The 13699-nt window shown below is 41.1% G+C and carries 7 protein-coding genes; all 7 read left to right on the forward strand.

Annotation, left to right across the window (positions count from 1 at the left end; genetic code table 11):
• Positions 1 to 24: 24 nt before the first annotated feature.
• The 7 genes from Q4574_RS07495 to Q4574_RS07525 all read left to right on the forward strand — a co-directional run bounded on the left by Q4574_RS07495 (position 25) and on the right by Q4574_RS07525 (position 13658).
• Positions 25 to 2781, forward strand: coding sequence for a TonB-dependent receptor (locus Q4574_RS07495; RefSeq protein ID WP_303473143.1), 2757 nt, complete (start codon positions 25 to 27; stop codon positions 2779 to 2781).
• 82 nt (positions 2782 to 2863) lie between these two features.
• Positions 2864 to 5254 carry a PDZ domain-containing protein gene (locus Q4574_RS07500; protein ID WP_303473144.1) on the forward strand — a complete coding sequence of 797 codons (2391 nt, stop codon included), beginning with the start codon at positions 2864 to 2866 and terminating at the stop codon, positions 5252 to 5254.
• An 81-nt stretch (positions 5255 to 5335) separates the two neighbouring features.
• The gene (locus tag Q4574_RS07505) at positions 5336 to 6817 is read left to right on the forward strand and encodes a sulfatase-like hydrolase/transferase (protein ID WP_303473145.1); all 1482 of its coding nucleotides are present in this window, start codon (positions 5336 to 5338) and stop codon (positions 6815 to 6817) included.
• On the forward strand, positions 6810 to 8783 hold the full coding sequence (locus tag Q4574_RS07510; protein WP_303473146.1) for an arylsulfatase: 1974 nt from the start codon (positions 6810 to 6812) through the stop codon (positions 8781 to 8783). Before Q4574_RS07505 ends, Q4574_RS07510 begins: the two co-directional genes overlap by 8 nt.
• 35 nt (positions 8784 to 8818) lie before the next feature.
• A complete protein-coding gene (fucP, locus tag Q4574_RS07515; RefSeq protein WP_303473147.1) occupies positions 8819 to 10222 on the forward strand; it encodes an L-fucose:H+ symporter permease in 1404 nt (467 codons plus the stop codon).
• 36 nt (positions 10223 to 10258) lie between these two features.
• Positions 10259 to 10609: an L-rhamnose mutarotase gene (locus Q4574_RS07520; protein WP_303473148.1), complete on the forward strand. Its 351-nt coding sequence runs from the start codon at positions 10259 to 10261 to the stop codon at positions 10607 to 10609.
• A 262-nt stretch (positions 10610 to 10871) separates the two neighbouring features.
• Positions 10872 to 13658, forward strand: a complete 2787-nt coding sequence (locus Q4574_RS07525; RefSeq protein WP_303473150.1) for a carbohydrate-binding domain-containing protein — start codon at positions 10872 to 10874, stop codon at positions 13656 to 13658.
• Positions 13659 to 13699 lie beyond the last annotated feature (41 nt).

Here is a 13699-nt window from a genome sequence, read left to right on the forward strand (position 1 = left end):
ACATAACTAATTGGACACATATAGATGAAAACGACTCTTACAAAAAACCCATACAAAAAAAATAAATTAGCTAACATCATTGGTTCGGTATTCAGTGGTTTAGCATTAACTTCCATGGTTTTTGCAACAACGGCTAACGCACAAGAAGCTGACGTTGAAGTGATTCAGGTTGCAGGTATTCGAGGTAGCTTGGAAAAAGCAACGGAAGTGAAGCGTTCCCTAGATGTTGTTGCAGATGTTATATCTGCTGAAGACATTGGTAAATTTCCCGATCAAAATTTAGCTGAATCACTACAACGCGTATCCGGTGTACAGATTTCTCGAAATCGAGGTGAAGGTTCGGATGTGACTATTCGCGGCTTGAGTCCTGACTTTACTAGAGTTAAGTTCAATGGTCGCACACTACCTTCCGCAACGGGCGGACGTAGTTTTGATTTCACTATATTACCTTCAGATTTTGTGAGTGCTTTAGAAGTTTATAAAACGCCTTCTGCCGATATGGAAGAAGGTGCGTTGTCAGCTACTATTAATGTGCGTACCCCTCGACCTCTATCTGCAGGTGAAACGTCCCTAGTCACAAGTGTTAAAGCTGTCTATGAAGATAACTCTGGGGATACTAATCCTGATGTGTCTGCTTTATATACTTTTGTAAATGAAGATAAGTCTTTTGGTCTGACGCTAGGCGCACATTATGATAGCCGTTCGGTTGAGTCACATATATATGAAGCCTTTGGTTTAGAACCTGGGAGTGAAGGAAGTCGAGCTCCAACGTCTACTTTGGATTACAACTTAGATGGGGACACAAATGATTCGTTTCGGTTCAATCACGCAACTAACTTCTCCCAGTTAACAGAAGACAGAGAACGCACCACACTATTAGCAACGTTACAATTTCGCCCCACTGCCGATACAGATATTTGGCTTGAAACCATGTATTCAGAGTTTGACGTGGCGGGCGCAATGCCACTTAACTCATTTCGCTGGACGAATGTTTTGGGTTCGGTGGTTGATAGCAGCATTACAACTGACACTTTAGGTTCAGATGGTTTAATTGAACGATTAGAAATTGCTGGGGTAGATAACCGTAATAATGCGCGCACAACAGACTCAAACGACAAGTTAACCAGCTTTTCGTTAGGTACGAAACATACCATTGATGAAAACTGGGTGATTGAAGCCGAGCTATCTTATGCTAAATCAGAAAATAAAATTTCGACTTTATCCCATGAAGTCATTGGTCGAGCGAATGCATATTATGACTTTAGTAATGATTACGACGGCCTTCCAGAACTAGGTTATACCGACGGTTACGATCCACTAAATGGTAGTAGTTTCCGTTCGCTGGGTTTTAACGGTAGTTTTGATCAACCCACAGAAGATACCAGTACTGATTTTAGAATAGATGTGGATCATGTTGTTGACTGGAAAATAGGTATCTATAGCGTTGAATTTGGTGCCAAGTACAGTGCCCGTGAAAAATACAATGGTTTTAGAAGTATTGGTGTGAGTTCAGAAGTATTAGCAGGCCTGTTAGGTGAGACCTATGATGCGGATATCGAAGGTGGCAGTTTTGATGCTGGCGATTATATGACGGCATACAATCCAAGTGACTTTTTTGATGGATATGGTGGCTCGACGACCTATCCAACTCAATGGTTGTCTTCTGATGTTGGTCTTTTGTTAGATGCGGTTCCGCTATCTACATTGGTGGCCAATGGCACCCTGACTGAAGGTGGCGCTAGTGAAATTAACGTTAAAGAGGATGTCATCGCAGCCTATGCTAAGTTCAACTTTGAAGGAATGGATGACAGGCTAACCGGTAACTTCGGTATTCGTATTGTATCAACTGACCAAGAATCTGACGGAAATATTCCTGATTTTAGTACTATTCGTTTTGACCAAGGCGGGGCCGAAACTTTTGTTGATACCAGCGAAAGCTCAGTAAGTAGAAGCTACACAGAAGTGCTACCTAGTTTAAACCTCAAATATGAACTCACTGATGATGTGGTGCTACGATTTGGCGCAGCAAGAGTTATGTCTCGCCCTGATTTAACCGTGTTATCTCCTGCCACAACAATCAATGTCAATGTTAGAACTATCAATTCAAGTAACCCTGATGTTGACCCTTTCTTAGCCGATCAGCTGGATTTCTCGGTTGAATGGTATTTTGAAGATGGTGGTATGTTCTCGGTGGCTCCTTTTGTTAAGTTTATCGACTCTTTTGTTGTGTCTTCAACTAACCAAGAAGAAGTTACCTATAGTGATTTAGATGGTAGCAATTCGGTTACCACCACCTTCACCCGTTTCTTACCTGACAATGGTAAAGGAAGTGATTTGACAGGGATTGAGTTTAATTGGCAGCAGCCGTTAGATGTAATCATCGAGGGGTTAGGTTTTTCTGCAAACTATACCATAGTCGATGCGGATGAAATTCAGGCCTCAGAAGATGGCCCATTACTTACCCTAGATGGTCTATCTGAGACTAGTTATAACCTAGTGGCATATTACGAAAATGATACTTTCGGTGCCCGCTTTGCCTACAACTATCGAGATGAATTTGTTAACAACGGGACTAACTACTTTGGTGATGGGTCGTTTACAGGTGACTATAGTCAACTAGACTTTTCAGCTAGCTATAACGTGACCGAAAATGTGTCCATTGATTTTGAAGCGTTAAATATTACTGATGAAGTCTTGGTTCAAACTAACTCTTTAGGTATTAACCGTGGCTTAGAAGATGTGGGCAAACGCTTTACATTAGGTGTGCGAGCTAAGTTTTAAATAAAGCTAAACGATGGGCAAAGTGCCGTTAAGCACTTTGCCCATTTTGATATTTTGAGTAAACAGTATGAAAGGGGTATACATGAGATTAGTGCTATTAGCTGTGTTTGCATTGTTAGTCGGATGTTCCGCGAACATTGATGAGCAATCGACAAAAGCAACAGAAATTGAGCGTACTGCACAGCTATTAAAAGTCGGTGAGAATGCCCCTTTTAAAAATCTTCAATCGGCTTTACTAGAAGCTAAACAGCAACTTAACAACAACCAGGCTGTGACAATTGAGCTAGCCGAAGGTAAATATTACCTAGATAGTACGCTTATCCTGGGGTCAGAATTTTCAGGTACTGAGCAATTTCCTTTTGTGATCAAAGGGGCTGCAGGCAAAAAAGTTGTGATTAGTGGTGGTAAACCGTTAATGCTAAATTGGCAGCCGTACGACGACAATATCTATCAAGCGAAAGTTAACCAAGGTGAGTTTTCAAGCCTATTCTTAGAGGGCAAGCGTCAGCCGCTAGCGCGCTATCCAAATTTTGACTCTGAAGTAGTTATTTTTAATGGCTATGCTGCAGATGCTGTTTCTCCTGAACGTGTGGTTACTTGGACTAACCCAGAAGGCGGATACGTACATGCTTTACATGAAGCCAGATGGGGTGACATGCATTACCTTATTACTGGTGTTAACCCCGATCATTCATTGGAGTTGGAAGGTGGATACCAAAATAATCGCCGCTCTCCCATGCACCTTAAATATCGCTTTGTTGAAAATATATTTAGCGAATTAGACACCCCTGGCGAATGGTTTCTCGATAAAAAAACGCAAACTGTCTATTTTTACCCACCACAAGGCACCGATATTCATTCTGCGAATATTGAAGTATCTCATCTAGATAATCTTATCGAGATGCGTGGAACAGAAAATAATCCAGTCAAAAATATCCAAATTCAAGGCATTAAGTTTCAACACACCCAACCTACTTTTATGCAAACTAAAGAACCTTTGCTGCGCAGCGATTGGGCAATTTACCGAGGTGGTGCAGTGATTATTGATGGTGCAGAAAATGTATCACTGAAAGATAGCGAATTTCATATGCTTGGTGGTAACGCGATCTTTATAAGTAACTACAATCGTAACATTATTATTAGCGGTAACCACATTCATGATATCGGAGCCAGTGCTGTGAGTTTTGTTGGAAGCCCGAAAGCTGTGCGCTCGCCTAGTTTTGAATATCATGAATTTGTACCCGAAGCTGAATTGGATTTTGAAGTTGGACCCAAAACCAATGACTATCCAAGTCAATCGTTAGTTTATAACAACCTTATCCACGATATTGGTTTAGTCGAAAAGCAAGTAGTGGGTGTGCAGTTGTCTATGGCTGCTGATATTACCGTTAGTCACAATTCAATTTATCGCGTACCAAGAGCGGGTATCAACGTCAGCGAAGGCACTTGGGGCGGGCATATTATTGAGTTTAATGATGTCTTTGATACGGTGCTAGAAACCGGTGATCACGGGGCATTTAACTCTTGGGGACGTGACCGTTTTTGGCATCCTGATCGCGCTGAAATGGACCGTTTAGCGGCTAAATATCCACAGATGTTTCTACTAGATGCAATACGTCCCACTATTTTACGCAACAACCGTTTCCAATGTGACCATGGTTGGGATATCGACTTAGATGATGGTTCATCCAACTATCAAATTACCAATAACCTGATGTTAAGTGGCGGGTTAAAGCTCCGTGAAGGATTTAAACGCATCGCCACTAATAACATCATTTTGAACAATTCATTTCATCCTCATGTGTGGTTTGAAGGCAGTCAGGATGTGGTTGAACACAATATTTTGTTAAGTGGCCACAAACCTATTCTAAACAACCATTGGGGAACTAGCGTAAATCATAACTTCTTCGTCAATGAAAGTGATTTGCAAGCGGCGCAAGCTCTAGGGTTAGATGAACAATCAAACTATGGTGATCCGCAGTTCGTTAATCCTGAACAGGGTAATTATCAAGTCAAAGAAAGCTCTGCTGCATTAGCAGTTGGATTTAAAAACTTTCCCATGGATCAGTTTGGAGTGATGACGCCAGAACTGAAAGCACTAGCTGAACAACCTGCAATTCGCCCTTTATATTTGAACTCGACACAAGGTCAATCAGGACAAAAGTATGCGCTTCTTGGTGCGACCCTAAAGTCAGTGGAAACCTTGGGTGAACAGTCTGCCTTGGGCATATCTGATATTGCCGGTGCCATGGTCTTAAGTGTGGATAAAGGAAGCAAAATGGACCTCAGTGGATTGCAAACCGGGGATGTGGTGTTACAAGTCCTCGACACCCAGTTTGGTGGCGCGGATGAAATTATTAGTGCTGCTGATTTACTAGCTTCCTATCAGTCAAGGAAGTGGCGGGGTGTATTAGAGGTAGTAATTTCACGTAACCAACAGCAACAGACAATCTCGATTAATTTGATTGATTAGAGTGCTATTCGTCAAGCCCTGTTGGTTACTCACCAGGCATTAACAAACAGTATGGTAAATATCACGATATTTGGAGTTACTATGAGCGATTTATTTAATCGAAATACTAGAAAATATATATTAAGATCAATGGGTTTCTTGCTGTTTTCTGTGGGCTTAACTGCTAGTGCAGTAGCTAAACATGGAAAACCTAATATTTTGTTTATTTTAACCGATGACCAAAGTTACTCTGCAATGGGTGCCGCTGGAAATACCGTCTTAGAAACGCCTAACATTGATCGTTTAGCCCAACAGGGCACGCAAATCACCCACGCATTTAATCAGGGCTCATGGTCACCTGCCGTTTGTGCGCCAAGTCGCGCAATGATTAACACAGGAAGAAACCTATACAGTACCGGCATTACTGACGGTACCTTAAAACTTCAGAAAAAGACGTCATATCCATTGTGGGGTGAAACTTTTAAACAAGCGGGTTATGAAACATTCTTAACTGGAAAATGGCATGTCTCAAAAGAAGCTCTGCTGCGTAGTTTTGATCTAGGCACAGCCATTCACGAAGGTGGAATGACTTATGATCAATACAACGCCAGCATGGTTGACCTGGATAGAGAAACTCACCAATTATCGGCGGTATATCCATCTAAAAAACATAGTAGCGAAATTATTGCCGACGCAGCTGTTGGGTATTTGGAGAAAAAACCGGACATTAACGATAAACCATTTCTAATGTACGTGGGTTTCTTAGCGCCACATGATGCAAGACAGTCTCCACAAAGTTACGTTGATAAATATCCACAAGACGCCATTCCTCTACCAAAGGCATTTAAAAAGCAAAACTCAGTAGATCAGGGGGATTTTTGGGTACGGGATGAAGTGCTATTGGATATTCCGCGCAAACCAGACGAAGTGAAACAGTTTATTGGTGAATATTACGCCATGATCGATCATATGGATACGCAGATAGGGCGCATCCTGGATTCATTGGAAAAGTCTCCCTATGCCGAAAATACCATCATTATCTTTACCTCAGACCACGGACTGGCCGTCGGCAAACATGGTTTGTTAGGTAAACAAAATCAATATGATCATTCTATTCGTGCTCCTTTTATTATTGCAGGTAAAGGGATAGATAAGGGGCAAAAAATTAAAGGCAATATTTATCTAAACAGTATATTTCCAACCACCGCGGAATTGGCTGGTATTGAAGTACCAAACACTGTTCAAGCCTCAAGTTTTATGCCTTTGTTAAGGAAAGAAAAAGATTCTATGAATGAGTTCATATATGGAGCTTACCGTCACTACCAACGCATGGTGAGAAGTGACAACTTTAAACTCATATATTATCCCGTCATAGGTCAAACACAGTTATTTGACCTTAAAAATGATCCTGATGAATTACACAACTTGAGTGCAAAACCTGCGTACAGAAAGCAACTGGCGAGCTTGCAAGATGAACTCCTAAAATTAATGGCCGACCTTGATGATCCAATTGACTTGGATCATCCAGTAATTAGCTTTGAAAGCGTCGGGTATTCCACAGATATATGGAGAAAAGGTGTTTAAAAATTTATCAGTAGTTAGTGTTGCCATTTGGTTGTCATTAATTGGCACACTATTTTGTTTCAGTGGTTGTAGTAAAGTTGTTGAAAACTCACCTACTACTCTAATTGAATCACTCACTTCGACTGAAGTAATAAACAAAGATAATGAGCTACAAAGTGTAAAACCCAATATCATTTTAATTATGACCGATGATCAAGGTTATGGTGATATAGGTGCTCATCAAAATCCGGTGGTTAAAACACCCAATATCGATGAGCTTGCGAAACGAAGTATTCGTTTAACCAACTTCCATGCAGATCCCACCTGCTCTCCAACCCGTGCTGCACTCATGACCGGTAAACACTCTATGCGTGCTGGAGTGTGGCATACCGTAATGGGACGTTCGAATTTAGCCGCTGAACATAAAACGATGGCTGACGTATTGTCGGAAGCTGGATATAACACGGCTATTTTTGGTAAATGGCACCTAGGTGAGAATTATCCATTTCGTCCTCAGGATCACGGCTTTGACAAGTCGGTTATCCATGGTGGAGGAGGAGTCGGACAATCAGGTGATTATTGGGGCAATACACAATTTGACGATACCTATTTTCGTAATGGCGAGCCTGAAAATTTTAAAGGTTATGCGACAGAAAATTGGTTCGATGAGTCTATTCGTTATATTCGTGAACAGGCAGCTTCTTCAACACCGTTTTTTGCTTATATTTCAACAAATGCGCCTCACACGCCTTGGCGAGCACCAGAAACTGAAGTGCAGGCGTATCGTGACCTAGGGCTTCCAGAGCCTATGGCTCGATTTTATGCAATGATTTCCAATATAGACAAAGGCGTTGGCGAAATAAGGTCTGAACTTAATAATTTGGGTATTGATGACAACACTATCCTGATATTTATGACAGACAATGGGACGTCATCTTTAAGGCCTGAGTCATCGATGTATGGTGATCGAGATCCTGAAGAATTTTTGCAGAAGTTTAAATTAAATCCACGTTATGCAAATTGGGTCATTAACGCTGGGATGCGTGGCTATAAAAATGAAGTTTATGAAGGTGGCCATCGAGTACCTTTCTTCATTCATTATCCTAAAGGTAACTTTGGTAAACCCCGAGATATTGCCAGCTTGACCGCCCATTTTGATGTGTTGCCAACCCTGATAGATTTGCTCGACATTGATCCGAAAAAGAGTGAGCTAATAAACATGGATGGTGTGAGTTTATTACCACTTTTGGAAAATGACTCTAATGCAACTGCTAGGTCAGTTTTTGATGATCGAAAAATTGTCATCACTAATCAGCGTGTAAATATTCCCCGAATTGGTCGTCCTATGGCGGTGCTTAGTCGTGATTGGCGTTTTATATCCGAACGTGAGTCAGGAATTGAAGAGCTGTACAATATTACCGACGATCCAGGGCAAATTAATAATGTCATATCCAAACATCTAGACGTTGCCCAACAACACAGAGAGTATTTAAATCGTTGGTGGAAAAGTATCTCTCTGAATATAGGAGAACAAGCCCTGCCGATTGTCGGTAGTTCATTTGAAAACCCAGTACGATTAAATTCAAATGATTGGGCTGATGCTGAATCTACCAGTCAGATTGCTTGGGATCCGGGCTTTAAAACACCCTTATCAAATGAAACTAACACAGGCTGGATAGCCCAACCGGACCAATATGAACCGTTACCTTGGAATGTCCAAGCCGAGAACGCAGGTGATTACCGTATTCGCCTATTTATGTATGACGAGCCTGCTCATTACGCCATAGGTAAGCAATATGCTTATTTAAATATCAATGGTAAAGAATATCGCGCAGAAATGGGCACTGAAGCATCAGGAGCTGAGTTCAATATCCACCTGAAGAAAGGACCAATAAAGTTATTGGGCTGGTTTACAGATAGTGCAGATGCCGGCTCAAAAACAAATCGGTTGCCGAGTTTCTACGCTTATCTCGAATATCTCAACTAAAACATATTTCATATTAATTATTAGGATTAACCATAATGGTAAACAAGCACAATGGGCAGCAAAATTTAATGACTAAGCCGCCAATAATAGCAAAAGAAATGTTAATACCTTTTATTATGGTCGCGTTGCTTTTCCCGTTGTGGGGGTTTGCCAACGATGTAACTAATCCATTAGTTAAAGCGTTTAAAGATATTTTTTTAATAACCAATGCACAAAGCAGTTTGGTGCAATTTGCTTTCTATTTAGGTTATGGCGTAATGGCAATTCCTGCTGCTATATTTATTCGTAAATATTCTTATAAATCAGGAATTCTACTGGGGTTAGGTTTGTACGCTGTTGGCGCGTTGTTATTCATTCCAGCCAGTATAGAGCAAGAATTTAATTTCTTTTTAGCTGCTCTTTGTATTTTAACTTGTGGCTTAGCATTGCTTGAAACCACCGCGAATCCTTACATCCTGTCAATGGGTGATCCCGCTACTGCAACCAGAAGACTAAATTTAGCTCAAGCATTTAATCCTATTGGTTCTTTAACCGGGATGTTTGTGGCGTCCACCCTAATTCTGAATAAGTTACAAGTAGAGGCGTTTCGAGAATCTGAGCGTCTTGCACACCCAGAGTACGCCGGAATGTTGCCTAGTGTAGTGGATGGTAAGTTAACGGCGGCACTAAATAATTTTTCAATAAGCGATCCTGTTGCTCATCAGGCTATGCAAACCGCTGATCTTATTACTGTTAGAGGACCGTATATTGCCATTGCTGTGGTTGTAACCATTCTGTTCCTATTATTTTTAACTGCAAAGCTCCCCCGTACTATTTCTCAAGATACTCCCTTCACCACTCGTGAATTAGGTGCAACTTTTAGTCGACTTTTTCGAAATGGTCGATATGTGGAAGGGGTTATTGCGCAAGCCTTTTATGTTGGGGCGCAGATCATGTGCTGGACATTTGTGATTCATTACGGCATGACCTCTGTTGGTTTAACCGCTGGCGAAGCGCAAGGCTACAATATGGTTGCCATGGCTATTTTCTTAGCCAATCGATTTATATGTACATTTTTACTCGGTTACTTTCGTCCTGGGCAATTGTTAATGTTATTGGCCCTCGGTGGTATGTTGTTGGCTATTGGGACAATATTTTTCGGCGGAATGCTGGGCCTATATTGTTTAATTGGTATTTCAGCCTGTATGTCACTTATGTTTCCAACTATTTATGGTATTGCACTAAAAGATCTCGGCGATGATGCAAGTTTAGGTTCTGCTGGGTTGGTAATGGCCATCGTTGGTGGTGCATTAATGCCGCCTCTGCAAGCAACAATGATTGATGGGCCGAGTATTATCGGCTCAATTCCATCGGTACAAACTTCTTTTTTATTACCTCTCATTTGTTTCGTTGTGATTACGCTTTATGGTTACCGTGCTCACTATAAATACAACGCTTAAATTGATGTAGGTATGAATCCATTGGAATCAAATAATATGACAACGACACACCATGTTTTAACGCTGAGCTTAAATGATGATCCAGAATTAATAAGGTTATATGAACAGTATCATCAACCAGGAAATGTCTGGCCTGAAGTCCTGGCTAGTATTAGAGCTGCGGGAATCGAAAATATGCAGATTTTTCGATTGGAAACGTTGTTAGTCATGGTGTTATCTACCTGCAACGATTTTAGCTTTGAAAAAAAAGCCGAATTAGATAGTAGCAATGCAAAAGTGCAGGAATGGGAGCGTTTGATGGAACGTTTCCAAAAGGTCGATGTTAGTAAAACTGACAGCGCAAAATGGCAATCAATGCCATCCATTTTTAACCTTCTCGATCATTAAAGCCGGCGAGTGTTCTGAATGAAATGATTTTTAACTAGCTGACATATATTAACTAAGTGTTGTAACTAATTTCATACACAGGGTGAATACCATGTGTAGGGAAAGGTGCGTCTTGAATTTGATGATGCGCAAGTAAATGTGTGGTGCTTCGAGCTCATAGTAGTCGCTCATAAAGTACTGACACAAAAGGTTTCCCAGTCAACTTAACGGGATAGTGGCGGGAAAATAAATTTAAGTGAATGACCCTATGAGGTAGAGACAAATGTTTGGATTTTCAGACGTTCTAAGGCGTAAAAAATTACTATTATTGATGTGCGGTCTGTTCCCACTCTCTGTGGTTGCAGATACCAATATTGCACAATCAGGAGATAACCCTATCGTTGTTGATCAAAGTGCTGAAACTGACAATATTGTCTATTTGATGGCAGCCGGTTCAGAACATAATTCAGGTTTATCGGTAAGAAAGGCCTATCCGAAGCACTATTATGTGACTAATTTTGATGATAACACTAATGACTATATGCAATGGACGGTTAACGTTCCCACTGCTGCATTATATTCCGTGAGGGCGTTGCTAAATACCACTGCAAATGTCCCTCTACGATTCTCAGTTGAAGGTACATTTATATCTCTAAATGCAACAACAAAAGATATTGGATGGGACCGTTTTGAAATGGGCAACATATACTTACCAGCGGGTACTCACACATTAAAACTAATTAGAAATGCAGATATTGAAGGTAATATTGAATTTAAATCACTAGAACTTATTCGCGCCTCTGATCTTGCGGCCTATGAAACACGCGTTGCCAACTATAAGAAAGACATGACTTGGCTTTCCGATTCAACTTTTGGGCTTATGTTTCAATACGGTGCTTGGGGATATCCTGAAACTGGTGATCGCAAAAGCTTGGATGATGGTGCGGCGGATTTTGATGTTGATAAGTTCGTCAATATGGTTAAAGAAACTGGCGCTGGATATGTCATTTGGTCAATGACCTGGTGGCAATATTGGGTACAAGCACCAATTGACGCGATTGATAACATTATGGGTGATTCAAGTCTAACCGCTCAAAGAGACCTGATTGGAGAGGTTGCTCAAGGTCTGCAAGATAATGGTATTCGTTTTATGATTTATTATCATCAAGGCTTGCAACAAGAGCCTTCTTGGGCTGCAAAACAGAATTTTCCTGGTCAATTTGATGACACTGGAACCGGTGATCGAACTACGTTTTTCAACAATTGGAAAGCCGTGGTGGCTGATGTTGGCGCACGTTATGGTGAAAATCTAGATGGCTGGTTCTTTGACGATGGTGCCGCTTATTATCCAGCTCCTTTTGAGAGTATGGCGGAGGCTGCCCGTACCGGCAATCCTAATCGCTTGATTTCATATAACAACATTAATGCTGTGCGTTATACCGATTTTCAAGATATGACGTTTGGTGAATCTGAACATGGTGATGTTAAGTATGGAAGTGCTGAAGAAGGTGGGGATGGTATTTATACGGATGGTCCATTAAAAGGATTGTTGCAGCACTCTATGTTTAAAATGGAAAATGGTTGGGGAATTAACGATCGAGATCAAGAAATCAATACATCAATCAGTACATCTTATGCAGTGGCAATTGCCCAAGAAGCCGACGCTAGAAACATTCCACTAAGTTTTAATATGAAGATGTATGAAGACGGTACAGTTTCTCAAGATTCGTTAGATGTCTTGTATGCGGTTAGGGATCGTCCTGAATCGAGTATAAATAATATCATTAATGATACAGATGATGAAATCGTCTACGTTGGCACCTGGTTATATTCCTCAGGTCGCTCTGCAGATGACTATAGACAAGACTTACATTACACCAAAAATGACGGCGACTATTTTGAGTTTACTTTTGAAGGTGAAGCAATCCAATACTTAGCCCCAATGTATCTTAACTATGGTGAAGCAGATGTCTATCTGGATGGTGAGTTTCAAGAAACCGTGAGTGCTTATTCTGATATTTACCTTTCGCAACAAACTTTATTCAGCGCTTCAGATTTAATCCCAGGTACGCACACTCTCAAAGTCGTTAAGAAGAATGGTGCCTACATGCAACTAGATGGTTTAATTGTTGATGGTGAATTATTGGTAGGCCAGTCCGCATATGTGTTAACAACCATTCCCGGCATTATAGAAGCTGAAAATTATGATGAAGGTGGCCCTGATGTTGCCTACCTAGATACAACATTAGGTAATAGCGGTGATGTGTATCGCCTAGATGGCGTAGATATTCAAGTATCGGAAGATGTGGGCGGTGGCTATAACGTTGGTTGGACAGCAGACGGAGAATGGTTGGAATACACCATCTACGATGTTATCGCCGGTACCTATAAAATTGATTTAAGAATTGGTGTTAATACCGATGTTACTGATAAGTCCATTGTGGTTATTCTTGATGGAAAACCCCTGGGTACAGTTGATTTAGTTCATACAGGTGGATGGCAGAACTGGCAAACCGTTTCACTTGAAAATGTCGATATTGAAGCCGGATCCGACCAAATATTACGTTTAGAGTTTGTCGGAGGCGGAGTAAATCTAAATTCAATTGAATTTATTGCTGAGGCGACTGAATCTGCAAACGCCGCATTAGGTAAAGAAGCAACCCAATCTTCAACGGGTTATGATAGCCCTGCAAGTCTTGCTGTAGATGGGAATACCAATGGTATTTGGGTTAATGGTTCAGTGACTCATACTTTAACTAATGAGCAAGCTTGGTGGCAAGTTGACTTAGGTAGCTTGACCGATATCGACACAGTGAATGTTTGGGGGCGAACAGATTCTTGCTGTGCTAGTCGGTTAACTAATTTTTACGTCTTTGTTTCAGATGAACCGTTTATTTCTAATGATCTAGATGAAACATTAGGGCAAGACGATGTTAGTGCTTATTTAACAACTGCTACAGCCGGGAGCCCAACAATAATCGATGTAGACAGGTCAGGTCGTTATGTTCGAGTGCAACTGGTAGGAACCGAGGCATTAAGCTTGGCTGAAGTTGAAGTCATGAAGCAATAGTCAATATTCACAAATGGACAGGGTGTATTGCTTTTTACACC

Origin of the sequence: Aliiglaciecola sp. 3_MG-2023 (assembly GCF_030548205.1) — a bacterium.
GTDB lineage: Bacteria > Pseudomonadota > Gammaproteobacteria > Enterobacterales > Alteromonadaceae > Aliiglaciecola.

What these genes read in the sequence shown, in the direction of transcription:
- Q4574_RS07500 (WP_303473144.1), top strand. Translation starts at nt 2,864, where the DNA reads ATGAGATTAGTGCTATTAGCTGTGTTTGCATTGTTAGTCGGATGTTCC.
- Q4574_RS07525 (WP_303473150.1), top strand. Translation starts at nt 10,872, where the DNA reads ATGTTTGGATTTTCAGACGTTCTAAGGCGTAAAAAATTACTATTATTG.
- Q4574_RS07495 (WP_303473143.1), top strand. Translation starts at nt 25, where the DNA reads ATGAAAACGACTCTTACAAAAAACCCATACAAAAAAAATAAATTAGCT.
- fucP (WP_303473147.1), top strand. Translation starts at nt 8,819, where the DNA reads ATGGTAAACAAGCACAATGGGCAGCAAAATTTAATGACTAAGCCGCCA.
- Q4574_RS07520 (WP_303473148.1), top strand. Translation starts at nt 10,259, where the DNA reads ATGACAACGACACACCATGTTTTAACGCTGAGCTTAAATGATGATCCA.
- Q4574_RS07505 (WP_303473145.1), top strand. Translation starts at nt 5,336, where the DNA reads ATGAGCGATTTATTTAATCGAAATACTAGAAAATATATATTAAGATCA.